This window comes from Clostridium estertheticum, from assembly GCF_011065935.2.
Lineage (GTDB): Bacteria > Bacillota > Clostridia > Clostridiales > Clostridiaceae > Clostridium_AD > Clostridium_AD estertheticum_A.
In genome coordinates this window covers 3,837,968-3,863,220 of record NZ_JAAMNH020000001.1, presented here as the reverse complement: position 1 = coordinate 3,863,220, position 25,253 = coordinate 3,837,968, and the positions used below count along the sequence as shown (strand labels likewise).

The 25,253-nt window shown below is 30.0% G+C and carries 27 protein-coding genes and 1 pseudogene; 19 read left to right on the top strand and 9 right to left on the bottom strand.

Going from position 1 to position 25,253, the window contains the following annotated elements; all coding sequences use genetic code 11:
* Positions 1 to 272 precede the first annotated feature (272 nt).
* The 4 genes from G9F72_RS18415 to G9F72_RS18400 all read left to right on the top strand — a co-directional run bounded on the left by G9F72_RS18415 (position 273) and on the right by G9F72_RS18400 (position 3,233).
* Positions 273 to 908: an IS607 family transposase gene (locus tag G9F72_RS18415; RefSeq protein WP_164960093.1), complete on the top strand. Its 636-nt coding sequence runs from the start codon at positions 273 to 275 to the stop codon at positions 906 to 908.
* Between the two features lie 20 nt (positions 909 to 928).
* Complete coding sequence (locus tag G9F72_RS18410; RefSeq protein WP_224676166.1) at positions 929 to 2,455, top strand: IS200/IS605 family accessory protein TnpB-related protein; 1,527 nt, start codon at positions 929 to 931, stop codon at positions 2,453 to 2,455.
* Positions 2,456 to 2,769: 314 nt separating this feature from the next.
* Positions 2,770 to 2,961, top strand: coding sequence for a hypothetical protein (locus G9F72_RS18405; RefSeq protein ID WP_224676165.1), 192 nt, complete (start codon positions 2,770 to 2,772; stop codon positions 2,959 to 2,961).
* Between the two features lie 11 nt (positions 2,962 to 2,972).
* Positions 2,973 to 3,233, top strand: coding sequence for a hypothetical protein (locus G9F72_RS18400; protein WP_224676164.1), 261 nt, complete (start codon positions 2,973 to 2,975; stop codon positions 3,231 to 3,233).
* A 324-nt stretch (positions 3,234 to 3,557) separates the two neighbouring features.
* On the opposite strand, the gene rsmH is transcribed toward G9F72_RS18400, so the two are convergent.
* On the bottom strand, positions 3,558 to 4,607 hold the full coding sequence (gene rsmH / locus G9F72_RS18395; protein WP_164959880.1) for a 16S rRNA (cytosine(1402)-N(4))-methyltransferase RsmH: 1,050 nt from the start codon (positions 4,605 to 4,607) through the stop codon (positions 3,558 to 3,560).
* Positions 4,608 to 4,844: 237 nt separating this feature from the next.
* Here rsmH and rhuM point away from each other — a divergent pair, with 237 nt between their 5' ends.
* On the top strand, positions 4,845 to 4,952 hold the full coding sequence (rhuM, locus tag G9F72_RS27655) for a RhuM family protein (RefSeq protein ID WP_224676302.1): 108 nt from the start codon (positions 4,845 to 4,847) through the stop codon (positions 4,950 to 4,952).
* Here the strand turns inward: rhuM and G9F72_RS18385 are convergent.
* Positions 4,918 to 5,265 carry a hypothetical protein gene (locus tag G9F72_RS18385; RefSeq protein ID WP_164959882.1) on the bottom strand — a complete coding sequence of 116 codons (348 nt, stop codon included), beginning with the start codon at positions 5,263 to 5,265 and terminating at the stop codon, positions 4,918 to 4,920. The two genes, rhuM and G9F72_RS18385, sit on opposite strands and share 35 nt — an antisense overlap.
* A 113-nt stretch (positions 5,266 to 5,378) precedes the next feature.
* Between G9F72_RS18385 and G9F72_RS27165 the strand changes: the two genes are divergently transcribed.
* From G9F72_RS27165 to G9F72_RS18355, 7 genes are all read left to right on the top strand, one after another.
* Positions 5,379 to 5,507 (top strand): hypothetical protein, encoded by a 129-nt coding sequence (locus tag G9F72_RS27165; protein WP_263486963.1) that lies wholly within the window; start codon positions 5,379 to 5,381, stop codon positions 5,505 to 5,507.
* A gap of 170 nt (positions 5,508 to 5,677) precedes the next feature.
* Positions 5,678 to 6,433 (top strand): PHP domain-containing protein, encoded by a 756-nt coding sequence (locus tag G9F72_RS18380; RefSeq protein WP_164959883.1) that lies wholly within the window; start codon positions 5,678 to 5,680, stop codon positions 6,431 to 6,433.
* 145 nt (positions 6,434 to 6,578) lie between these two features.
* Positions 6,579 to 7,091: a DUF3189 family protein gene (locus tag G9F72_RS18375; protein ID WP_164959913.1), complete on the top strand. Its 513-nt coding sequence runs from the start codon at positions 6,579 to 6,581 to the stop codon at positions 7,089 to 7,091.
* Positions 7,092 to 7,494: 403 nt separating this feature from the next.
* Positions 7,495 to 8,841, top strand: coding sequence for a B12-binding domain-containing radical SAM protein (locus G9F72_RS18370; RefSeq protein ID WP_164959884.1), 1,347 nt, complete (start codon positions 7,495 to 7,497; stop codon positions 8,839 to 8,841).
* A 158-nt stretch (positions 8,842 to 8,999) separates the two neighbouring features.
* Positions 9,000 to 10,394, top strand: coding sequence for a L,D-transpeptidase/peptidoglycan binding protein (locus G9F72_RS18365; protein WP_164959885.1), 1,395 nt, complete (start codon positions 9,000 to 9,002; stop codon positions 10,392 to 10,394).
* 119 nt (positions 10,395 to 10,513) lie between these two features.
* A complete protein-coding gene (locus G9F72_RS18360; protein ID WP_164959886.1) occupies positions 10,514 to 11,401 on the top strand; it encodes a fructose bisphosphate aldolase in 888 nt (295 codons plus the stop codon).
* A 511-nt stretch (positions 11,402 to 11,912) separates the two neighbouring features.
* On the top strand, positions 11,913 to 12,809 hold the full coding sequence (locus G9F72_RS18355; protein WP_164959887.1) for a DUF4163 domain-containing protein: 897 nt from the start codon (positions 11,913 to 11,915) through the stop codon (positions 12,807 to 12,809).
* Positions 12,810 to 13,313: 504 nt separating this feature from the next.
* Here the strand turns inward: G9F72_RS18355 and G9F72_RS18350 are convergent.
* Positions 13,314 to 13,454, bottom strand: a complete 141-nt coding sequence (locus G9F72_RS18350; protein ID WP_164959888.1) for a hypothetical protein — start codon at positions 13,452 to 13,454, stop codon at positions 13,314 to 13,316.
* Between the two features lie 214 nt (positions 13,455 to 13,668).
* Here G9F72_RS18350 and G9F72_RS18345 point away from each other — a divergent pair, with 214 nt between their 5' ends.
* Positions 13,669 to 13,887 carry a hypothetical protein gene (locus G9F72_RS18345; protein WP_164959889.1) on the top strand — a complete coding sequence of 73 codons (219 nt, stop codon included), beginning with the start codon at positions 13,669 to 13,671 and terminating at the stop codon, positions 13,885 to 13,887.
* An 81-nt stretch (positions 13,888 to 13,968) separates the two neighbouring features.
* Here G9F72_RS18345 and G9F72_RS18340 read toward each other — a convergent pair whose 3' ends face one another.
* From G9F72_RS18340 to G9F72_RS18330, 3 genes and pseudogenes are all read right to left on the bottom strand, one after another.
* Complete coding sequence (locus G9F72_RS18340) at positions 13,969 to 14,133, bottom strand: hypothetical protein (RefSeq protein ID WP_164959890.1); 165 nt, start codon at positions 14,131 to 14,133, stop codon at positions 13,969 to 13,971.
* A 150-nt stretch (positions 14,134 to 14,283) separates the two neighbouring features.
* Positions 14,284 to 14,451, bottom strand: coding sequence for a hypothetical protein (locus G9F72_RS18335; protein WP_164959891.1), 168 nt, complete (start codon positions 14,449 to 14,451; stop codon positions 14,284 to 14,286).
* Between the two features lie 125 nt (positions 14,452 to 14,576).
* Positions 14,577 to 14,891 (bottom strand): annotated as a pseudogene (locus G9F72_RS18330) (hypothetical protein); the annotation flags it as partial.
* A 233-nt stretch (positions 14,892 to 15,124) separates the two neighbouring features.
* Here G9F72_RS18330 and G9F72_RS18325 point away from each other — a divergent pair.
* Positions 15,125 to 15,553 carry a CBS domain-containing protein gene (locus G9F72_RS18325; RefSeq protein ID WP_164959892.1) on the top strand — a complete coding sequence of 143 codons (429 nt, stop codon included), beginning with the start codon at positions 15,125 to 15,127 and terminating at the stop codon, positions 15,551 to 15,553.
* A gap of 206 nt (positions 15,554 to 15,759) precedes the next feature.
* On the opposite strand, the gene G9F72_RS18320 is transcribed toward G9F72_RS18325, so the two are convergent.
* Complete coding sequence (locus tag G9F72_RS18320; protein WP_164959893.1) at positions 15,760 to 16,146, bottom strand: CD1247 N-terminal domain-containing protein; 387 nt, start codon at positions 16,144 to 16,146, stop codon at positions 15,760 to 15,762.
* Positions 16,147 to 16,303: 157 nt separating this feature from the next.
* On the opposite strand from G9F72_RS18320, the gene G9F72_RS18315 reads away from it, so the two are divergent.
* Positions 16,304 to 16,837 carry an alpha/beta hydrolase fold domain-containing protein gene (locus tag G9F72_RS18315; protein ID WP_164959914.1) on the top strand — a complete coding sequence of 178 codons (534 nt, stop codon included), beginning with the start codon at positions 16,304 to 16,306 and terminating at the stop codon, positions 16,835 to 16,837.
* A gap of 124 nt (positions 16,838 to 16,961) precedes the next feature.
* Here G9F72_RS18315 and ccsA read toward each other — a convergent pair whose 3' ends face one another.
* Complete coding sequence (gene ccsA / locus G9F72_RS18310; protein WP_164959894.1) at positions 16,962 to 18,530, bottom strand: cytochrome c biogenesis protein CcsA; 1,569 nt, start codon at positions 18,528 to 18,530, stop codon at positions 16,962 to 16,964.
* A gap of 2 nt (positions 18,531 to 18,532) precedes the next feature.
* Positions 18,533 to 19,786, bottom strand: a complete 1,254-nt coding sequence (locus tag G9F72_RS18305) for a hypothetical protein (protein WP_164959895.1) — start codon at positions 19,784 to 19,786, stop codon at positions 18,533 to 18,535.
* Between the two features lie 177 nt (positions 19,787 to 19,963).
* On the opposite strand from G9F72_RS18305, the gene G9F72_RS18300 reads away from it, so the two are divergent.
* From G9F72_RS18300 to G9F72_RS18285, 4 genes are all read left to right on the top strand, one after another.
* Entirely contained in the window at positions 19,964 to 20,545 is a 582-nt protein-coding gene (locus G9F72_RS18300) for a DUF1861 family protein (protein ID WP_164959915.1), read from the top strand.
* Positions 20,514 to 21,128 (top strand): HEPN domain-containing protein, encoded by a 615-nt coding sequence (locus tag G9F72_RS18295; protein WP_224676163.1) that lies wholly within the window; start codon positions 20,514 to 20,516, stop codon positions 21,126 to 21,128. The genes G9F72_RS18300 and G9F72_RS18295 overlap by 32 nt, the downstream gene beginning before the upstream one ends.
* Before the next feature lie 77 nt (positions 21,129 to 21,205).
* Complete coding sequence (locus G9F72_RS18290; RefSeq protein WP_164959897.1) at positions 21,206 to 23,257, top strand: AAA family ATPase; 2,052 nt, start codon at positions 21,206 to 21,208, stop codon at positions 23,255 to 23,257.
* Between the two features lie 2 nt (positions 23,258 to 23,259).
* Positions 23,260 to 25,251 (top strand): AAA family ATPase, encoded by a 1,992-nt coding sequence (locus G9F72_RS18285; protein WP_164959898.1) that lies wholly within the window; start codon positions 23,260 to 23,262, stop codon positions 25,249 to 25,251.
* The last annotated feature ends 2 nt before the right edge of the window (positions 25,252 to 25,253 follow it).

Sequence of the window (25,253 nt, the reverse complement as noted above, 5' to 3'; positions counted from 1 at the left end):
TATATGACACAGATGATACCATTACCCCAAATAAGATAAAAAGCATACATTTGCTTTTAACCTAATTTAAGGGAATAATGGTATAATTAAATAAATTTTGTGTCGAACTTGTTAGATAATCTGACAGAACAATAGGATTATGTAAAGTAAGGAATATTTGTGTAATACTTAACAAGGAGGTATAAGCAGTTATAATATATATGAACATTTAATAACATTTATATACATATAAATACTATTATTGGTTAACCTAATAGTAGAGGTGATCATATATGCATGAATATGTAAGTATAACGAAAGCTGCTCAATTTTTAGGCGTAACACCTAAAACTATGAGAGTGTGGGACAAAGAAGGGATACTTAAAAGTTATAAAACACCAAAAGGTCATAGAAGGTACTTACTAGATGAAATAGAAACTTTAACGCTCGGCAGAGTTGCGAATACCACTGTAAATATAGATAATAAAGTTTATATATATTCAAGGGTTTCTACAAAAAAACAATTTGAAAGCGGTAATTTGGATAGACAAACTCAAAGATTAAAAGAATATTGCTCAAATAAAAATTATGAAGTTATTGAGACATATAGTGAAATAGCCTCAGGATTAAATGATAAAAGACCAAAATTAATTAAAATGTTATCTAACTTAGATGGGATAAATAAAATAATTGTAGAATATCCAGATAGATTAACTAGATTTGGTTTAAATTATTTAATAATAATGCTAAAAAACCTAGGAATAATTGTAGAATTCCTTGAAAGTAATGAAAATAACCCTGTTAACGAAGATATGACTAAAGATATTATAAGTATAATAACCTGCTTTTCTGCTAAATTGTACGGTGCTAGGGGTGGGAGAAAAGTTAAAAAGACTTTAAATGAATTGGCTCTAAATAAAGCTGAGTAGAACAGGTGGTGAATATAATTATGAAGGTAACTTCAAGGTGCTTACTTTACAATCCAAGCGTTGAACATTTTCAAATAATTGTTGATATGATGGAACACTTTTGCCCAGCTAAACATTATGCATATAAACGTCTTGAAGAAAACAGGTTTAATGCTGAATTTAAGATTTATAATTTAGATAAGATTATATCTAAAAAATATAGTTTGAATTCAAGACAATCCAAAGACGCTATAGAACAAGCTAGGCAAACGCTGATTTCACAAGAGAAATTATTAGATTTGAATATTACAGAATATGAAGGTAAGGTAGAGGCTATTCTTAAAAAATTCGATAAAGGCGTTAAAACAGAGAAAAGACAAGGTCTCATATCTAAACTAGATAAAAGACTAAGAAAGCTTTGTACTTATTTGGATTATAAAAGAAATAACACGTTACCTTCAATTATATTTGGGGGAAAGGATAACTTTTACAAACGTTGCAAAGACTTAATATCTAAGGAAGAATATCAGCGTAGACGAAACAATCAATTTGTTTCTCGTGGGGACAAAACAAAAAAAGGTAATCCTAATCTTAGAATTGTTATTAAAAATGGAGAATCTTTTCTTGAAATAACAACACTAGAATGTAATGTAAAAGAACCTAGATTGAAAACTGATGGAACGTATACAAAGTTAAAACCAATTTATAAAAAGATTTTAACTCCCATATATATACCACAAAAATTATCTAAGAAAACTGGTAAGATAAATGGATTTGATTATAAGCCTGCACTATTAACTCAAGTGGCTAAGGAAGAACCTTATCAAGTTGAATTGCTTATTAAAGAAGGGAAAATGTATGCACATGTTACTTTTAATTTAGATAAAACTGATTTAATTTGTACTGGGCATAACTATACTATAGGAATTGATACTAATCCAGATGGGTTGGCGTTAACCATGATAGATAACAATGGAAATTATAAATGGCATCATTATTTAAAAAACTCAGAACTTTTGACGGCAAGAGGTAATAGAAGAACTAATCTATGTGGTGAGTTAGTTAAAGAGGCAATCTTAACAGCACAAACATATTGTTCAGCAATAGCTGTAGAAGATTTAAAATTTATTAAAGATAGAGATGTTCACTCTAAAATAGCTAGAAAAACAGCACAATTTTGTTATAGAGTGTTGCTCTGTACATTAGAATCTGCTTGTTACAAAAATGGAGTTGAATTTATTAAAGTTAAACCACAGTATACAAGTAAGATAGGTTTGTATAAGTATTGTCATCAATTTGGTATGGATGTTCATAATGGTGCCGCTATGGTTATAGCAAGAAGAAGCTACGGATTTAAAGAAAAAGTACCTAGATTATATAGAAACCTATTTAAACCGATACCAACTATAAAAAAAGAAGAGCTGATTTACGAAAATATTAATTATTCTAATGAATGGAGTAATTGGTCTAATGTTTCAAAAAGAATGAAAATGATTTTGCAAAAGGATTGTTATCCAAGATTCTTTATAGAGAATCGTAAGAATATAAAAGATATGATTCTAGCTTAATATAAGTTTATGTTTAATCTAGATCCTTGCACAAGTACACGTAGAGAAAGGCTTGTGTGAGTTACTAAGCTGGGTTAACTGCCCCAATTCTTCTGAACTTTAATTTTATCAAAATTAAAGGCGCGCTGGGATTGCTGAAGTTTCTTCGGAAATTTAGGAGCTGAGCAAAAACCTGTAAAAAGCTCGCATCTATCTTCAAAAATTAAATTTATTTTAATGGAAGGAGAAGGTGTCTAAATCTAGAATATTCTGACTTGTTCAGATTTGTTTAGATTTAGGAAACCAGGTCATAATATTTGTCTATAAAAGAAACTTTGAACAAAATAAGAGACTCTGATAGTAGGAAGGAATACTCTGATGGAATTGATGATTTAGATGGTATTTCAGAAGAAAAGTTAAAAAATATTTTTAAAGATTATAAAATTGAAGTTTCATGGGTAGGCATTTGGAATAAACATCTAGTAGAGGTGAGTATCTTTCAATCGCTCCGAAGTCGAATGAGCTAGGATTCAATTGCATGGCAATTGATCAAAGATCTGGAGACTCAATAAATAGTGTCAATAATAAAACATTTGCCAGTGCACTAGCCCTCAATAAGCCCATAAGTTATGAAAATTCATATATTGACTTAGAATCTGCATTACACTTAGTAAAAGAGAAAATCAAACCTAGTAAAATTATAGTACTGTGCTTTTTCATTGCCCTCTTGTGCTACATAGTTTTTATCGGCTCAACATCTGAATCCAAATCTATAAATATCGCCGGTAAGAATAATTAAAATAAGTTTTATTTATTGTTGTAGAATACTATGAATTCTTATAAAGTTTTATAATTGTGTAGGATAATCGCAAATTATGAAAAATATATAACATATGCAGCTTTATAGGAAGATTGTTGCAATAATTCTAAATCTACAATTTTTGCCGCATTTAAGAAAATTATTCACTAACGATGAACTACGGAGTGTGTCATTCTTCCTTTAATAGCCTATTATAATCAAGAAGATTGATTATAATAGGCTATTTTGATAAAATCATTTAGAATTATAAAAAAAGACTAGATTGCTGTCTTTTTAGGCAAATAAAGTGCCGAAAATTAAAAATCATGCTTTTATAGCCCAACGCAATTTAGCACAGCGAGCACGACCATTGGTATTACATTCTTGTGATGATGGCCGAATAGCATCGGGAGCTATTTCGCGATAGACGCCTTCACGAAAAAAGCGTTGAAAAGATTTTTTAACGAGACGATCTTCTCCTGAATGAAATGAAAGTATAGCAACGCGCCCACCCTCAGCAAGGGTAGTAGGAAGCTTTTCCAAAAATTCATATAACACTTCAAATTCATTATTGACATCAATTCGCAATGCTTGAAAGCATCGTTGACAGGTTTTTTTAATCGCATCGTTACTATTATTTCCCGGAATAAATTTCAGAGCATCTTTGATAATTTGTTGGAGTTGTGTTGTTGTTGATATGTCTATTCCTTTTTTAATTTGGGAAATAATAGCTCGAGCGATTGCTGCAGCATTAGGTTCGTCTGCGTTTTCTGTAAGCATCCCTTGTAATTCATCTAGCGAAATAGTTTTTAAACGAGCTGCGGCAGATTGACCTCTATTAGGATTCAGCCGTAAGTCTAATGGCCCTTCACTCTTAAATGAAAATCCTCTTTCAGGATTGTCTATTTGCATTGAAGAGACACCCAAATCTGCCAATATAAAATTCAATGGCCCTGATTCGAAAGCAATTTGATCTATATCGGAAAAGTTCATTTGTTTGATTGTTAAAATTTCAGAGCCATAACCTAAGCTCTCTAAACGCGCTTGGGTGCGCGGTAGTTCAATAGAATCCACATCAATTGCATACAAGTGCCCCTTTGAATTTAAACATTTAAGCATCTCTAAAGTATGACCACCATAACCTAGTGTTACATCAAGTCCTGTTTGCCCAGGAGTAATTTGTAAGAATTCTAATATTTCTTTTACGCAAATTGAACGATGCATACCAGCAGGAGTACTGCCCTTTTGAATAACTTTTGCTACAGTATCAGCATATTTCTCTGGTTGCAGTTCCTTATATTTTTCTTTATAAGATCTAGGGTTAGTGCCTTTATATCGAACACGTCGCTGATGTTTTTGCTCTTGATTATCCATTGTTCCTCCACCTTTTTTAATAGCTTTTTGTAATGTTGTTACAAACCATATGATACCAAATACAATTCATAAAAGCAAACTCACAAAGAAGAAAATCTGTTAGGAAAATCAAAGCCTATAGTGAAAATTTCTAGAGAAATTGCTGAGAGAATTTATCAACAAGGATTCTACGTTGCACTACGGCATAACAAAAATTGATGTGAATATGGAAGATAAAACTGTTTGGTTAAGTATATCGTGGGATATAGGGTGAAATTATCGCGTGGTACCCAATTTAGAATATGGGCAAATTCTGTAATGGAAGAATATCTTAAAAAGGTATACTATCATCTTCGATTTTTATAACACAGTCATTATAAAACTTTTCAGATGAAATAGTATTTTCATTATTTTTAGGCTTGTCTGCACTATCAAAAGGCTGTGACCAATTATCACAATATTCTTCATTAGCATTTTCATAACACTTAGGGCAAGCAATATAGTCATTATTCATATAATCATAACTCACAAAGCCATGGGTCATTTCTTGGAGTTCAAATATTTCTTTCCAGGGAACTTCAAATTGATGGTTACAATTAATGCATTTAAATTCACATATACCAAAATCAAATTCCTTATCTGCTGGAGATTTCTTCTTTTTATTTTTACGTCTCTTCATTTGAATTCCTCCATTTTATGTTATAGGTATATTATAATAAAAAAAGTTAAAAATTAAAAGTATTCCAGTTATGAATTAAAATGAACTTTGAAAAAAAGAATGCAGGGGAGTATATGAACATTAATAATTTCGAAAAACATGTGAATGCTAGGATTATTGAGAGAAGTTATGACTATTATAGCAATGGGAATATAGTAGAAACATACGAACAAGCAGATAATGAATATGTTTTTGAAGTTTAGGGAAATGATAATTATGAAGTAATAATTGAAACAGATAAAAATGCAGAAATAAATGAAATATTAAAGAGCCTTTCTAAAGAAGAACTGATTGATGGTATAGTGGATATTACTAAAAAAGATTTAATCTTGAAGCGGTTAATTAAAAGATATTAAACCATGGAGGGGATAAAATGAGTTTTAAGATTATTGCAGACTATCATACTCATACTAATATTGCAAAGGGACATATTCCCTTATTTAATATTATTCTGGGAGAACATGCAAAAGGAAGTATTGAATCAAATGTTAAAGCCGGAATAAAAAGAGGATTAAAAGAAATTGCCATAACAGACCATGGTTATAAACATATTACCTTCGGGATGAAACTAAATCAATATGAAAAATTACGTAAATTAATTGATGATCTTAATAAGAGTTCATTATTGAAGGAGAATGACTTTAAGATTCTTCTTGGCGTAGAATGTAATATTGTTACTAAAAAAGGGGATATAGATATTAAAGATGAAGTAATTGATTACCTGGACATAATTTGTGTGGGTTATCATCCTGGAGCAGTACAAAATCCATTTTTATTGAGGAATTATACAGAAGCTGCAATTAATGCTATTAAAAAATATGAAATTACAATATTAAATCATCCTTTAGAGCATGTTAATCCAGATATTATCGAAATTGGAAAGGTTGCTGTTGAAAGAAATACTGCATTGGAAATTAACAGAGCTCATAGGAATATGGATATTGAAACAATAAAAAAGTTAAAGAATATGGGTGTTAAATTTTCATTGGGTAGTGATGCACACAAATCGGAGGATGTAGGGGATTTTGGTAAAGCTTATAATATTGCAGTTGAGGCAGGCCTTACAGATGATGATATTGTTAATGCTGATGGAAGTGCACATAGATCAATGAAATTATTAAGAGACTAAATGTTATTTCCATTCCGACAATTACTCTTAGAGTCCATTTAAGGCATTTGAGAAAGTGTGTTCAAAGAATGATTAATATCGATGTTTAATGCATATACTACAATTATTAAAACAAATCAAAAAAATAAGAAATCAGGTGATTTAAATAATATACATATATAATTGTTATGGAGGAACCCACTCATCTATTTTAGCAATTGCTTATCACTTAAAAATGCTGGATGAAACCCGAGAACCGACTAAGGATGAAATATTGGAATTACCTAACTTTAATAAGTTAGTATATGGCAATTGTGGAGAACTTTTTTATTATGGAAGTGATGAAGATGGAAACAAAGTCTATGTTGTAGGCAGGGGACGTTCAAAGGTTTTAATTCCAGGATTATTTAATTTATCTTCTATGCTTCATAAACAAAATCTATTAAATGAGAAAATTATATTTTCCAATACGTCGCCAACTGTTCCATTACCAATGACCTTTGGTGGATTTTTTTCTAGGTGGCTAAAAATTGATTTTATAGGAGTACCCTTGCTTGTAAAGGGAGCAAAACAATCATACAAGGACGTTATTCAACTTGTAAATCACACAAAGAAGGCAGCGAAGGAAGATAAGTCAGGGGTTATTATTTTAGATAATAAGGAATTTAAGAAAAAATAATTTTTAACTATTATACGGGTTACATCAACTAATAAGGTGGCAAAATAAATTTGCACCTTTTTTTGCCCTTATAGGTTAAGTTAAACAGGTATTACTTAAACTAAGTTAAAAAGTAAGTACTATGTTGACAGTGTTGATATATCAAGGGTTATAAAGAGATAAGAAGAACTACAAAATATCATTGAATAACAATAATATTTTATTGTTATTCAATAAAAATTCTGATATAATATTAATAATATATTTTATAAGGTGTTGTTTGATTATGAAGAGACATCTAGCAACAAGTATAATATGACAATTGTCGTAAATTTACATTGCGTGATGGCAAAAAGATAATTAATAACTGTAAAAATTATTAAGACATTATATAAATTGGACAGGTTTTGTCTGGAGGTAATATATGAAGATTAAATTAATTCAACCTGCAATGCTGAAAAGACCGATGGATACAAAATTAAAAACAAGAATGTCTCCATCGCTCGCTTTATTAACAATTGCAAATCTTACGCCGAAAGAGCATGAAGTTATTATTGAGAATGAAAATGTTGAAAAGATAGATTTTAATGAACCTGTAGATTTGGTAGCAATAACTGTTACTGTAGATGGTATGAATAGAGCAGTAGAAATATCAAAGGAGTTCCAAAACCGTGGTGTAACAGTAATTGCAGGAGGTATACATATAACAGCAGATCCAGAGGGCGCTGCTTATAGTTTCGACGTAATAAGTGTTGGAATGGCTGAAAGAGTTTGGGCAAAAATCCTTAAGGATAAAGAAAATAATTCTCTTAAAAAAATATATTATGATATGGAGAATATTGCTGGGAAAGAAATAGTATCACCTGACTATGACATAATTGATAAAAGTAAATACTTATATACTAATATTATTAGTACAAGTAGGGGATGTCCTTTTCAATGTGATTTCTGCTATAATAGTTGCAAAAATGTACTTAAAACTTATATTAATAGACCTGTAGACGATGTAATTAAAGATATAAATGCATTAAAAACAAGACACATAATGTTTATTGATGATAATTTTATTGGAAATCCCAAATGGACAAAAGAATTATTAAAGGCAATAAAACCTCTTAAATTAAAGTGGAACGCAGCGGTTACTTCTAATATAGTGGACATGCCTAAATTATTAGATGAAATGAAGGAGGCTGGTTGTCAAAGTCTTTTTATAGGTTTTGAAAGTATAAATAGTAAGTCATTAGAAAGTGTTCATAAAGTGCAAAATAGTGTAAGCAGATATGAGAAGCTTGTAGATGAAGTTCATAAGAGGGGAATAATGATAAATGCAAGTTTTGTTTTCGGATTAGATGAAGATGATGGCTTTATATTTAAGAGTACATTAGAATGGATAGTTAAAAATAAAATAGAAACTGTAACTTCCCATATACTTACTCCTTACCCTGGCACAAAGTTATATAAAGCATTACTCGCGGAAAATAGAATAGTAGATTTTAATTTGGCGAGTTATAATACTGCCAGTGTTGTATACAAGCCCAAGAATATGACAGCAGAGGAATTATATAATGGGTATCTATGGATATATAAAGAAGTGTACACGTTTAAAAATATAATGAAAAGACTGCCAAAATCTAAAAAACAATGGATTCCATTTTTAACATTTAATTTTTTTTATAGGAAGTTTGGAAAACTAACGGAAGTTTTCTGCAATATAGTTTCTTTTAAAAATGTAGGAAGATTATCTAGATGGTTGGCTTATAGGATAAAGTAGGTGGTATCCCTTTTGTTACTAGGTTCAAACTAAGAGCTTACCCTATATTTAAGGAATTTAAGGCTTACTATCTGTATATTTAGTTTTAAAATCAAAAATACAAACATATTATATACTAGTTATTATGTTTAAATTTTTGACGAAAGGTATAAATCGGTATGAAGAATGTTGATATAAAAAAGCTTTTTAAAAGTAAGGGTACAGGAAATGTTATTATTTTCATAGCTTCAATTTTACTAATATATTTACTTATTTCATTATACTTTTCTAGGCATTCCTTTTTTAATACAGTAATAAATGGGGTAGATGTGTCATTAAAAGCACATGAAGATATAGAGGGTATAATTAGAAATCAGGTTAAAAATTATAAGTTACAGTTAGTAGAAAGAAATGGGGAAATAGAAGAAATAATAGGACGAGATATAGGAATGGAGTACAATGAAAAAAATAGTATTGATAAAGTTTATCCGTGGCTAAGTTCCTTTAAATGGATAATTTCATTATTAAAGGAGCAAAAATATTATGTTGAGGATTTATTTGTTTACAATAAAGATAATTTAGAAAATAAGATAAATGGATTAAATTGTTTAAATACAGATATTATAGAACCTAAAAATGTAAGCTTTAAGTATACAAATGGTTCCTATAAAGTCATTGAAGAAGTATATGGAAATAAGATAATTAAAGATGAATTATATGAAGATATAGAAATGAGCATATTAAAAGGAGTAAGAAAATTAGATTTAAATGAAGACCACTGTTATGAAAATCCAAGGTACACTTTAAGTTCTGATAAAGCGCTTGTTACTAAGAATTTACTAAATGAGTATGTGAAAGCAAAAATCACTTATAAATTTGGAAGTGAAGTGGAAATATTAGATGGAAATATTATAAGTGAGTGGCTTAGTGTTGATAAAAATTTAGAAACGGTCATAAGCGAAATAGCAGTTATGAAATATGTTAAAAAATTGAGTAAAAAATATGATACCGTTGGAATAGCAAGAAAATTTAAAACCTCTATGGGGAAAATAGTAGAAGTTAGCGGTGGACTTTATGGATGGGAAATTAATCGTGAGGCTGAAACAGAAGCATTGTTAGAAAATATAAAACTTGGTAATGTATTTGAAAAAGAACCTATATATACTCAGAAGGCTTTATATAGGGCGGAAAATGAAATAGGTAATACTTATGTAGAAGTTAATATAACAAGACAGCATTTATGGTTTTATAAAAATGGAAAGCTTATAACACAAGGTTCTGTAGTAACAGGGAATCCAAATAGAGGACGTTCTACTGTCCTTGGAACTTATATGCTAAATTATAAACAAAAGGGGGCAACATTAACTGGACCTGGTTATGAAGCTCCAGTAACTTATTGGATGCCTTTTTTCGGGAATATAGGAATACATGATGCAAGCTGGAGATATTCTTTTGGAGGAGAGATATATAAGAGAAGAGGAAGCCATGGATGCATAAATGCTCCAATATATTTAGCTAAAACCATTTTTGATAATATAGAAGAGGGAACTCCAATTATTTGTTATGAAGAATAAAAAAAACGGGGTTCCAAATTCCTTGTTTATGAGAATAGAGCTATGTAGCTGTACGTAAGAAGTGCTATAATAAAATTAAAGATATTATTCAGTTAATAAAAATGAAAGGGGATAATTATATGAATCAGGAACAAATGGATCGAATCCATACTGGAAAAGGGTTTATCGCTGCGTTGGACCAGAGTGGGGGCAGTACTCCCACTGCACTTCTACAGTATGGAATTTCGAAAGACTGTTATTCAAATGACGAAGAAATGTTCAATTTGGTACACGAAATGAGAGCTCGTATTATCACGAACCCTGCATTCAATTCGGAGCACATTTTGGGTGCCATTTTATTTGAGAATACTATGGAGCGTAAAATTGGTGATCAATTTACCGCGGATTTTCTTTGGAAGAACAAAAACGTTGTGCCTTTTTTAAAGATCGATAAAGGGCTGGCTGAACTTGAAAACGGTGTTCAACTCATGAAACCAATTCCCAATTTGAATGAACTCTTAAAACGGGCGGTTGAAAAAAACATTTTCGGGACAAAAATGCGTTCAGTCATTAAAGAAGCCAATTCAGAAGGAATTCGAAAATTAGTTGAGCAACAGTTCGATATTGGCAAGAAAATAGCTGAAGCGGGGTTGGTTCCAATTATCGAACCTGAGGTTGATATCCACAGCGCGGATAAGGGAAAATCAGAAAAACTATTAAAAATTGAAATTTCCAATCAATTATCTGCCCTTGACAAGGACGTCAAAGTCATGCTTAAACTTTCAATACCAACAGTAGATAACTTCTATCACGATTTAATGGATAATCCGCATGTTTTACGGATTGTGGCTTTATCGGGAGGATACACTCAAAGCGAAGCAAATGAAAAACTTGCGCATAATAACGAACTGATAGCTAGCTTCTCACGCGCCTTATCGCAAGGATTGACAGCCCAGCAAACAGACAAAGAATTCAATTTGATGTTATCTGATTCAATTCGGTCAATTTATGAAGCATCCATCAAATAATGTAGATATTTATTCTGAAAGTTACTTGGACTTCATACTTTCTTATATTGAGCAATTAAGACTGTACTTAAAATAGTGCAGTCTTTTGTTATCTCATTAAAATTAATGAATGAATTGATTTGTTATAAATATGGTGTTATAACATTCAAAGTTACGGATTCGTTACATTATAGAATATTTATATAACAATAAAGACTTCAAGTCATTGTTACGTTCCCTGAGGACAAAGTAAAACTGGAAGTTGTTACTTTCTAATAACTTTTAAATCGAAAGCATTACTGTAACTATTTTTTAATAATATGTAACTTAATTGTAAATATTAATAACCCAATAAGTATTAAACTATTAGGTGTAGATAATTAATACTATTATGGATGTAATCTATGCAAAAGTTCAGTTGGACTTAATGTTTTTTCTGATAATGAGAAATTTATCTTTCGTGTCACTGAAAATGCAACATTTAATAGTTCATAGAGATACTATATTAAGTGCGAAAAGGAAGGATAATTAAATGAATAAGGAAATAATATTAATCTCATTAATATCTTTGAGTATCTTTATTGGAGGTTGTGGCTCAAAAACAATGAGTAATAATACAAGTACGTCAAAGGTTACAAGTAATAAGGTGCAACAGGCTAATAACGAAATAATAAATCAAAATGCAGAAGTTTCGCAAACGGCAAATAAATCAGATAAAGCAAATGCTTTAAATTTTGAAATAATAACTAAAACCTATGTAAATAAGAAAGTTAAAATAAATTATCCTCAAATCGCCAATTTAAGTGATGTTAATAAGCAAAAACGAATTAATGACTTAATAAAAAATGATATATTAACGTACTTTAATGTGGAAAGAGAAGATTTAATTATAGATGCAAACTATGAAATAAAGTGGAAAAGCTCCAGGCTTCTAAGTATAGTATACAAAGGTATTGGCAGCCTTGAGACGTCAATGCATTCTGATAGCAATATTTATGCAACAAACATCAATATTGAAAAGGGAACTATACTTAAATTTAGAGATCTTATTAATTTAGATAATAACTTTGCTGAAAAACTTAAAAATGTTAAAGATAGAGTATGGACACCTAAGCCATTGAATGGAATAGACGATAAGACAGCTATAAGTCTGATTGAAAAGGAATTGAGTTTGTCCACAAATAAAGATTTAATTAGCTATTTTGATTCAGCTGCGTTTGAATATTGTGGTTACTTTACGAAAGATTATTTTGGGATTGGTATAGCAATTAATCATGCTGCTGGTGACTATGCAGAATTGGAAATAAAGTATGGTGACATAAAGGATAACATAAAACCAGAAAATGAAGTTTGGAAAGATTTTATTAATAATACTAAAATAGAAGATAAAGTAAAGGTTAACGAAGAAAGCAAGAAACTAGGAATATAAAACTAAACTAGACAATATTGAAATAGCATTAAAATATTTAAAAGAGAAAGAGTCTGGAACAACATTGGATATGAGAGAGGCTGCAAGTGAAAGGTCTAATGGAGCAATGTGTCACAGTATTGTATTTTATTAGTTTATTCTCGAAATAATACAATAAGAAATATTTTTCTTTGTTTCAACAACTTGAACAACATCTAATCCATTACGTAAAATTGCTTCTTCTAATTCTTTAGGTGTATATTTCAAAGAACCAGTGATTGTGATTGTGATGCTTCAGTTTTAAACGGTAATGAAAACAAAAGGAATATACTAATAGTTTTCATAAGTATGCCGATTATGTATATAATCGGAAGTTGAAAAAATGAATATTTAATTAATGGGTTAAGGGAAAATCATAGATATTACTAATAACAAGGGTTGTACGGAATTTAATTTGTGAAAATATAAGTAGGAGAAGGGTGCCCTTGACACCTTCCTTCTACTTATATTAAGGAAGACTTACTTTTACATTTTTGCTATTTTTTTAACATCTTTAGAAACTGCTATTTCATTACCAGCTTCTATCTTTGTTTTAGCATATTCTTTTTTTGCTTCTTGGCTAGGAATTTTACTTTCCACATTATCTTTTTTAGCTAAATGTGACATTGTAAGAACCTCCTTCTTGCATGAATTAAGAGTGCAGAAAAAAATTGCCTCTTAGAAATAAATATCCTAATGTTAATATAACCAAATTAATTTAGTGTATGTAAGAAAATTTCATATGGTATAATCATCATAAAAAGGTGAATATTTTACACTGAAGGAGGGTTTATTTTGATTGATATAAAAATAGGAGAAAAGAGTTTTTATGTAGGTGATAATGAAAAATGCAACTAAATATTTTATAGAGAATAAATTGTTAACTATGATGATGCTAAAAAATTATATTATAAGATTATACAAAATAAAGAAATTTAAAATTGAAATTGCTAGTGAATTAGGAATTGACAATTATGATTGGGTAATTAATGATATTCATTCACCCAATCAGAAATATTTAGTCGGCTTCGTAGTGTTCAAGACTAGCGAAGTATCTTGAAGTACCTATATATTCTTAGATAATGTAGTAATTTAATACTTAGGCTATTCAACTGACTTCTGAATTTTCACTCACAAGCCACTATCCCTTTAGGGTAGTTGGCAGTTGACTATCTTCCTCTGTAAAAGGAAAGGGCTCACTACCAACATCTGATCCCTGCGTAATATGATTTGACATTCCACTTAAGTTATCTTCAACTTTTCTTATTGTATAACTTTTTTTACTTTTATTAATTTCATTTTTCATTTGTGACACCTCCCATTCTACGACACAATCTTTAGAATCTTTATCATCTTTAAATATAAATTAAAACTGTTTCAAGGCTTAAACAGAATTATTTCATCATTACCTTATTGCATATTTAATACTATTTAATAAAATTTAATCATTTTAATTTTAATAAGAATTTAATAAATTCTTAAGTTTATCTCCTTCACTTCTAAATAATATTGCATCGTCTAAACACTCAATATCTTTATTATTTAATTTATATAATTCAACTCCTAATTCAGCTAACATATAGTTTTTATACATTGCAAGTTTTATATCATCAATTCTATTCATAATTTATTCCTCCCTTATCATTCATTGTGAATTCATAATATATTTTGTGTTTGTAATACATTTTCATACCTGTAAAAATGTTGTAAAAATGTATTTATGCTCTTCACTAATCACATTAAAAATTTTTATTCGGCTAATTTTTTATATGTTTCATATCTTTCTTTGTCATTCTTCTTAGAAAGTGCAAACATCTCTTCTACTATTTTAGGGAATGTTGTTTTCAATGAAGTATATCGAATTTCACCATTGATAAAATCTTCATATGGCAAAATAGGTTCCTTTGAATGCAATACAAAAGGATTTTTACCTTCTTGTTTTAAATCAGGATTATATCTATATAAATGCCAATAACCTGAATACACAGCTTTCTTTTCTTCTTTTATATTACTTCCCATGCCTACTTTTATACCAAGACTAATGCAAGGTGCATATGCGATCAATGTTCAGTGGCTAGGATAGAAGTTCGTACAGTTATATTCATTAAGCAATGATTTAAGAGATAATGTTTAAGTTTGACGAATATATTGTTTTATCCGATTAATGGGAAAAAATTGTTTTTCGATTTAATTTAGCTAGTGACTACATCACATTATTTCTATAAGCCATAAAAAAAATATTTAATTATAAATAAAAGAAACACCTATTGGTTAAAATAAAATTTGGAGGTGGTTTTATGAAATTAAGAGACGTGATGACTAAGGAAGTTACAAGTTTAAATGTTGATGACACTGTTGAAAAAGCAGCACAGATTATGAAGGAAAAAAAAGTAGGATCAATTCCTGTATGCAGAGATGGTAAAATTGAAGGGATGGTTACAGACCGTGATATAACACTTAGGTCTATAGCGCAAGGTGAAAATATTTCAAGTATTAAAGTTAGTAGTATTATGTCATTAAATCCTATAACAGGGGATTTAAACATGGATGTACACGAAGCAGCAAACTTGATGGCAGAAAATCAAATTCGAAGATTACCAGTCGTTGATAACAACGCCGTTGTGGGAATACTTTCTCTTGGAGATTTGGCGGTTGAGCCTAAGTTCGTAAATGAAGCAGGTGACGCACTTTCCGAAATATCGGAAAATACTACATCGACAACCTAATACAATAATTTATAAACAAATCCACAAGATATTTGAAAATCATGTGGATTTGTTTACTCAAATGATATATTTAAGTATTTATAAATTTTTAATATTTGTCTGCCCTTAATAATTGATTGTTTGAAATTAAAAAAAAAAAAAACTACCCCTACTTTACCTAAAAAGAATAGTATAAACTTTAAAGTTTATACTATTCTAAAATTTAATTAATCTTCACAATCTAATACAATTAGTTCATGGCAACTTGGGCATGTTATTTTTTCTTTTTCATTGAAAATATTTTTATCTAAATATATAGTTTCATTACAATGAGGGCATTCTAGATGAACGTCACAACATTCATCTTCATCCTCATCATTTTCATCTTCATTTTCAAAAATTTCATCTTCAACGTCACATAAGTCATCATCGATAGCACCAATGTAATCTTCAATTTCTTCTTGAGCTCTTTGAAGATCTTCAACTTCTATTGCCATATCTTTTAGGATATTAGCAAGTTCAGTAATTGCTTTTCCTTCCTTAGTTTCATTAGTAATACCTAATCCTTCAATTAAGCCGTTTAAGTAGGAAACTCTAGAAATAATAGAATTCATAATATCACACCTTTTTTTTATTTTTTACAATATAGCTATTATAGACTAAACTCTTGCTAGATATTCACTAGTTATCTCAAATCTGATAGGAAATGGATGGGAATACATCAAAAGTGCAAAGAACTTACAGTGCAGTGCAAAGTAAAAAAACGGAGTAATAAAGTATGCAAAGGAGCATGCAGAAGAGTTTAGAATAGACCCTGATAAGATTGCAATCGGCGGTCACAGTGCCGGAGCTAACTTTAGCACAGCAATATGCCTGAAGGATGCTGAAACGAAAGAGCTGGGCACAAAAGGCCTGATATTGGACTACCCTCCATTAGATATTTTCACGGACCCATATCTTAAGCCACATCCAAAACGTTCTCTATCTACGAAAATGGGCCGCATATTTAATGTATGCTACTGCGACAACAAAGAGGAAAGAAAAAATCCGCTGATATCGCCTGTTTTTGCTACCATTGACCAAGTGCAATCATTTCCTCCCACACTGATCTTAACAGCAGGCCGGGATTCGCTTTACAAAGAAGCGGAGGATTTCAGAGATAAACTTCTGCAGGCAGGCGTAACTGTAACCCATAAGCGTTTTGAAGACTCAGTCCATGGCTTCACATTGAGCGATAAGCCGGATGCTGTGGAAGGGTGGCAGATGATGATTGACTTTCTGAAGCAGAATTTGTGGCAAAAATAAAATGGTGCCTTATTTTTAAAGGTTTAATACCGCCCCACAAACACTCGTTTATGGGGCTTAAAGAGTTAGGTACTGTTTTAGTTCTTATTTTTGGAATATGAAGTGCCAAGACTATTAGCTAGAACTACCCCAGTGTAGGGTAAGATTCACTACTTGCTCTTTTTGAGAAGCAAAGTGCGCCAAGAATTCCCCCGAGTATCATAAATCCTCCTAACCAAAATAACCAAATAAAAGGTCTTGTTGTATATTTTAAACCTTCAGTAATGATGGTATCACCTAATAATTTATGAATAGTCATAGTTTTTCCTGAAGAGATTTTCGATAAATTTGACTGTATTAAAATTCCCTCTTCACTAAATACAGAAGATGTAATAGTACCAGTTATAAGTAGTAAAACTCCAATATGAGAGACGTGTGCCCAAATATTTTTAAAAGTACTGAAAAATACTATTTTAGGGATAAGTGGAAGCATCAATATCCAAAGTATAATTAGCCATGGGAAAGATGAAAAAGCTGTAGTAGCAGAAATAATTATTATTATGATAGTGTTTATAATTATTATTTTTAGAAAATTCTTTTCAAATAAATTACGCATGTATACTGTAAAAAGTACTGAAGAAAAAATGGCAAAACCCAATGCTGCTGGAGTATAAAAACTAATTTCAGTTGAAACTCCTGAAAAAATAGGTAAGACAGTTCCAAACAATATATATACTGCAAAAATATATATAATATAACGAAATGCTGATAAAGTCTTTGCTTTGTTAACCTTAACCTTAACTCTAAGACCATTCCTTAGCCTGTCCTTTACTAGGGTCACTATCAATACTAAAACCGAAAGAATGAATACAATTAAGAGTGGTAATGTTATTGAAGATGAGGCATAAGAATGTACTGATGTCTTCTGTAAAATTCCACTTCTTGCTAAAAACGTTCCAAAGACAGCTAAAATAAAAGGAATCATAGCAAGCTTATGAGATATTTTTTTATTATGCACAATTGCAGTTAAAATAAGAAAGGGAACTAAAGCTGCATTCTCAATAGGATCCCATGCCCAGTAACCACCCCATCCTAGTGCTCGGTAAGCCCACAAACTCCCGGAAAATATTCCAGCCCCAAGAAATAGCCAAGAAGCAATTACCCATTTTCTATTAAATTTGCTAAAGCTTTGAGAAAATAGCACCCCCATTGCAGAGTATCCTATAAATACAAGAGGTGGATGTACTACCATCCATGGATCCTGAAGCGCTTTATTGAGTCCACTTCCTTCAGTTGGTATGTAATCCATAAGAGAAAATGGAGCACTTGAAAAAGCCAAGACCAAAATAACGGTACTTATTAAGGTGTAGACAACATAGGACTTATGCTCTCCACGTGCCAGCAAATTAATCCACATTGCAATCATTGCCCATAGAAGAAAAGAGCCTTCCTGTCCTGACCAAAGAGCTGAAATAAGGTAAATTGGTTTTAACGATCTTGAAATATGATTAAATACATAAGCATATTGAAAATTGAAAGTAAATTGATAATAAATAAGTAGTAGCGTAGAAGCCGTTATACAAAATATAGAACTAAATAAAAATATATTCGCATAAAAATTTACAAACTTATTTTTATTAAAGAATAAACTTACAATTAAATTTCCTAAACTCATTATTAAAGCAATAAGAAGCAATAATTCACCCAGATTCATTTTTAATCTACTCCTTTATATCCGTGTATTTTTCCATTCCCCTTTTGTTCATGACATGCTGAACATTTTCTAATAAAATCAGGTACACCATAAATTTTTATAGGTATTTGATTGTCTAACTCTAATGTAGATGGCCATTCCGCATGTGGACTATTGTGACAGGTCTCACAGGTAATATAACCATTCATTGCCTCGGGTCCATTCTGAAGGTATGACTGCCGGTATAATTTATCAGTATTAGATGCATAATTTTCTCCATGACAATCACCACAATCTGGCTCATTAAGCCATGCCTGTCTACCCTGTTTAAGAGAATTCGCTACGACCTCCATATCTCCATGACATTTGCTACTGCTGCAGGTATACCCTTTTGCTACCATAACTCCTCTGTTACATTTAGTTTCCACACCTGGATGACAATTATAGCAAGTAATCTCGAGGCTTGACATAGTCATTTTAGAGGCATGATAATCGTGCATTGCAAGTGAAAGACTTGGAATGCCTTCTTTCCCCTTAGCATTTAATGCATTGTCTTGGTGACATTCATTACAACTGTGTGGTGTGCCGTTTATTGAATCATCATAAAGTTTAGTGCCTTGATTTTTATCGTGAGCTTTTAATATATTAGCATCTGTATTAGTTTTTCCATGACAATTGCTGCAGAGCATTTCAGTTGAAACTGGTGCAACAACTGCATCCTCTACAGCAATAATCCTCTTAGTTATTGCATTCTTCACTGTAATAGTCACGGTTTGATATGGATTTATAATTTTGCTTCCATCATTATATGGTGCGATGGGAATATATTCTGCCTCATAATATTTTTTATCCATAGACAGTTTACACGTTCCGCTTAAGTAATTACCTGTAATTCCTTCATTAGGTTTTAAATTATAACCATAAGCTTTTGCATATTCCCAAAAATTAATCTTATCAATGGAAGAAGTATTATTATTAACCACATACTCTACTATTACCCCACCATTTATCAATTTGGCTTCCTTTATGCCTTTTTCAAATATTTGTACACGAATAGTATTTGCTGGAGGAAGTATCATAAAAGAGGAGTAATCAGACTGAATACAGTGCATTCCAATATCATTGTAAGCCAATATAACGTATTCTTTATCTATTTGTATTATAGTTGAAGTAGATTTTACAATACTACTAGAGACCCAGAGCATAATGAAACATGCGGCAACTAAAAGAATGGGTTTTAACAACTTTTTTATATCTAAAGTAATAAAAACTCTCAAAACTTTACTCCTTTAATATATTAATCACTTAATTATATTAACAAATCTAAATATTAATTCATGAAATATTTTTTGACTCTACCCCAAATAGTGATCACAATAATAATAAATTGAAAAACATTATAATTCAAGTAAAAGTAGCTTGGAATTAAAGTAATAAGTTGTTAAGATGGAAGTATAAAAACTTGCGAAGAATTATTAAATGAATATTTAAAATCAAAGCCTAAAATATATGATGTAGGAAAAATAAATTTTACTAATGTAGGAGAAAATGATGTATATAATATATCAGCTCCATTTATGGATAAGGGTAAGTTGATTATTGCAGGTAGAGTTGAAGCTAGAGATAGTGAATGTTCAACAGTATATTTTTTTCAAGAAGATGGTGCAAATTGGATTCCAGTAGAAGGATACCCAAAGCTTCAACTTCAAGATCCGTTTTTCATAAGAATTAATGGAGAGTTATTAATTGGAGGAGTAGAAGTATTCAAGCATACAGAAGTAGAAGGTGCTTTAATGTGGAGAACTATATTTTATAAGGGCAATGATATAACTTCATTAAAAAGATTTTTTGTAGGACCAGATGGAATGAAAGATTTGAGACTAGTTCAATTATCTGATGATAGAATAGGTATTTTAACACGGCCACAAGGAGAAAAAGGTGGAAGGGGTAAAATTGGGTTCACAATAGTAAGTACACTAGAAGAATTAAGCATTAATATTATAGATGAGGCACCCTCATTTAACATCCTTTATTAAGCAGACATTTAGTGTATATGCTAGATTTAGTGGAGAGAAGAGAAAAACTCTTGAAAGGCTACATAGTGGGTTGCACTTTTCTTCAGAAAGACTTGTATTCCCAGCTCCATTCACTTCATTGGGATCTTGTATCGAAGATTTTGTACTATGTGTAATACCTGAAACAGAGTCGCATTATATAACAAAGGTTGAGAGAAGAAAAATAGATCAGAGTTTTGCATCATGGGTGTCAGGAAACATAATCCCTCTTTTAGGTGATATTGATAAGTCTGACTTTAATGAATCTGGTATAAAACAAAAATTATCGGCATTAATTCAAAGAAATCTTAAATCCAGAATAAGTAATTTATTTAAAAATTATAATTTGGATTATGAACAAGATTGGGTATCAGACTTCGTTAAAAAGAGAAATACTGCAGCACATGGTAATTATGTTTTTGAAAAAGATGATTATCTCATTTGGACGCGTATGGCATCGTTGTTAGAAAGGATATTACTAAAAGAACTTGATTTTAAAGGAGAGTATATTGATTGGTCAGAAATCCCACCGGCAATAAAGGAAATTAATAAGCGAGATAGTTAAATTTAAAGTTGCTAGAATATAAAAAAACAGAAGATATTCAAAGCTAATATTAGTATAAAAGAGATGGGTGTGAAGAGATGGAATTGTTGTATATTTGGATAGAAGAGTATGAATGTTTTAAAGAAACAGAATTTAATTTTAGTGATAAATTTAAATTTTGTTATCGACCGAAAGAAGTAACATTGATCTGTAATAAAGGGATGAATTCAAGTTTAGGGTTTTGGGGTGAGCAAATCACCAATTTGAGTGTTATTGTAGGAGATAACGGAGCTGGAAAAACAACGCTACTAAAACGTATTATAGATTGCATTTCCTATGAAGGTAACTACTTAGAGAAAAGTTGTTTTTTTGTTTTTTTTGATAAAGAGAGTTCCAATATTAAAATTTTCGTTAATGGGAACTTTATACATAAGTTACATATTGAAAATAATATAATAGATTTAGGAGAACCTGAAATATTTCCATATAGTTATATGAATACAATTGGTAATGAAAGAGATAAAGGCAACTCAGTGCCTGAACTCCTAAAAAATAAATTAATCTATCTACAAAATGTTTTAGATATTAACGACTATTTGCATGAAAAAAATGGACAGATATATGATTTTTCAATTGGTGGTCTGATAAGACACGATTATAAGAATAATGTTGAAAGTGGTCATATAGAATTGTCGTCTGATAAATTAGTTAATTTCTTCAATAATGAAATTTATAGGCAATTGGATTTTGTACAGAGTTATAAAACAAATAATTCTGAGAATATACTCCCTTTTGAAATGCCTAATAAACTTCAAGTATCATTTGTAGACAATAAACATTATATGAAGGATATTTGTGAGCAATTAAAAAGATATGCGGACATTGAAAGTGAAAATTTGACGCCATATAAGCAGAATTTTTATAAAAAAGTAGATAAACTTGTCTATATGATTAATGAAAAGCTACATCAGAATAGTAAACAGACATGGTGTGATTTAATGGTAAATAGTTTAGTTTTAAATGTAATAAAAGAAATCGCTATGTCACCTATAGTACCAGAGAGAAGAGAAGTTGAATTATTTAGTTTTTTTAAGGCATACGAAACATTAAATGAAAATGAAAATGAAGATATATTATCTTTTTGTACCAGCTTTTTTAATGAAGTAGAAAAAGATCTAAGTAGAAAAAATTCTTTATATGCAGAACGGCTTGAGCCATATAAAGATTTTGTCGAATGGCTTAATCGAAATTATGAAAGACTAAACCTTTATTTTTCAAAGACTGAATTGGGATTGATAAATCATTTATCTTTTTCAATCCAAATGGAAAAAAATAATCGTGAAATATTTGAAGAATTTTTTGTTTTTTATAGAAGGACATGTACTTCATTTTATTATTTAAATTTTTCATGGGGACTTAGTTCTGGAGAAAACAACCTCTTAAGTCTATATGCAAGATTATATTCAGCCTTAAAATCTAAAATAGATGGTAGTAGAGGAGTGGAAGTAGTTAACAACTTCTCAATAGGTGAAACTAAGTGCAATAATATACTATTACTTATTGATGAAGCAGATTTATCGTATCATCCGGAGTGGCAAAGACTCTTTATTCATTCTCTAATACTTTTTTTACCTTCCATATTTAAGGATTGTGACTTACAAATTATCTTAACAACACATTCTCCGATTATATTATCGGATGTTCCAAAGAGTAATGTTATATATTTGCAGCAAAGGAAAAATGATTCGAAAAATTTGCATAAGGAAACCTTTGGACAGAATATATACACTTTATTTAATGATGCATTTTTTTTAAAAGAATCGGAGGAGAAGTTTGTACTAGGTAAATTTGCAGAAGAAAAAATAAGAAAAGCAAGTAAATTTTTGGAGTCAATTATAGTAGAAAAGAGTAATCTAAATATTTTTAAATATAATGATTTAGAGATGGATGATGCAAAGAGAATTATTAGTTTTATTGGTGAGCCAATTATTAAATCTGCTTTGCAAGAGAAACTAAAAAAAGCATCGGACATACTTCAAGAAAACAATAGTAAATCTGAAGAACTCAGTGAAATAATAGGAAAGTATGACAAACTATCATATGAAGAGCAAAAAGAATTAATTAAGTATATAGTTCAAAAGGAAGTGTAATTATGGAGCTAATTTATTTATGGATAAATAAAACACAAAATAATTTTATTGAAAAAAGTGGAGTATGTTTTAATAAATCTTATAATATATTATTTGATGTAGAAAAAAGGAAGTTAAGTATAGAATATAATAATTTATACTATAATATTTTTGAAAATGACATTATTAGTAATGTTAGCGCAATCGTTGGTAAAAATGGTTCAGGAAAGACTACTTTGCTAAACTATATATATAACATGGAAGTTATGCCTAACCAAAAGGAAGAAAGAGAAGAATATCTTATTACTAAAAAACAACAGGAGGAAATTGAAAGAACACTTCAAGTTTTTAGATTTAAAGTGAAGGATAAATGGCAATTAAATGTTTATCATAATTTTGAATATGATATAGAAGTTGTTCAGAAAGGTATATTGATTAGTAATGTTAATAATGACGAATACGATTTTGGAAGTTTTGTGCAGAGTGAAAAAGAGTTATTTAACATTACAAAGGTTTATTTGACGAACAGTAGTTATTATGAAAGTAATGGGTATTATTTGGAATATGGTAAAACAAGTAAAGTAGCTTTAAATATTTCGACTATAGGGGTTTTATCCAAAAGTTTCTATAGAAAATTAGTGGGGTTTCCTATAGGAATAATTAAAGACAATCTTTTTTATGGATTGCAGGATATGATTATTACAACAAAAACTCAACAAAACCTGCAAGAGATATGCGATATTATTTACTTTGATTATATTTTAAGAAAAAATAAGACCTTTGAAGGAAAAATACAGACTGAGTTACATATTACAAACATTATTACTCCAAAATTGATTCATAATGTACCTGGTAAATCACCATCTACATATTATTCAAATCAAGATTTTCCTAGTATTATTAAAAATAAGATAGAAAATTGGAAGCTTTTATATAGAAATTTTGCTATTAGTTATAATAATATTATTGATGGATTATATTTAAATCTTCTGTTTGAATTGTATTTTATAGATGAAAGTATTAGTAGTAAATTAAAAACTCTTAAAGGAATCGAAGATGTAATAAAATGCATAGGTAACTATTTAGAACATAGCAGTATCGAATACAAAGATTATTACTTAATGGCAGTAAGCGAAATTGAAGAGTATAGTAAAATTATAGTTAATACACATGAATTTAATAATGGTTGGCCAAAGGATGATGTGGCACATATTTATGGAAAAGTGATTAATTATGAGAATAATCCTGACTTGTATTTGAACTTTACAGCATTCATTAATAAATGTGCTTTTAGTGAGAAGTCTTTTGTTTTAAAATATATAAAAATTGATAACCTTGAAATGTCGTCTGGAGAGAGGTCTTATTTGAATTTCTTTTCTTGGTTAAATACCTTGAAATTTTTAAATCACATTTCGCAAGAGATTATCAAGAGTACAAAAGACAACATATTGTTATTAATTGATGAAATTGATTTATATTGCCATCCTGAATGGCAAAGTAATTTTATTGAATTTCTATTAGATGAACTTAAAAATCAGTTTTCAGGGAAAAGAATTCAAGTTATATTTACAACACATTCGCCTATTACTCTTGCAGATATACCTGATACTAATGTTGTTTATTTAGAAAAGGGACAAGTTAAGGAAAAAGAAGGAAAAACATTTGGACAAAACATTTATAATTTATTTAAAGATTCATTTTACTTAGAAAACACAATGGGGAAATTTTCTGAGAGAATTATCGGAGGTGTTTATGATAAATTAAACTATATTATAGATAATCAATTATCTAATGTTTCTAAGTATTATGAAGATATAGAGTATTGCAAATATATCATTAGTATTATTGGTGAATCGGTAATAAAAATCTCTTTAGAATCTAAAATACAACAAATAGAAGATGAATATAAGTCAACAAGGTTAAAAAATATTATAAGTGAGTATACTGATTTATCCAAAGACGAAAAAGAAAGATTAATTAAATATATAATAAATACTAATCAGGAGGATAATTAATA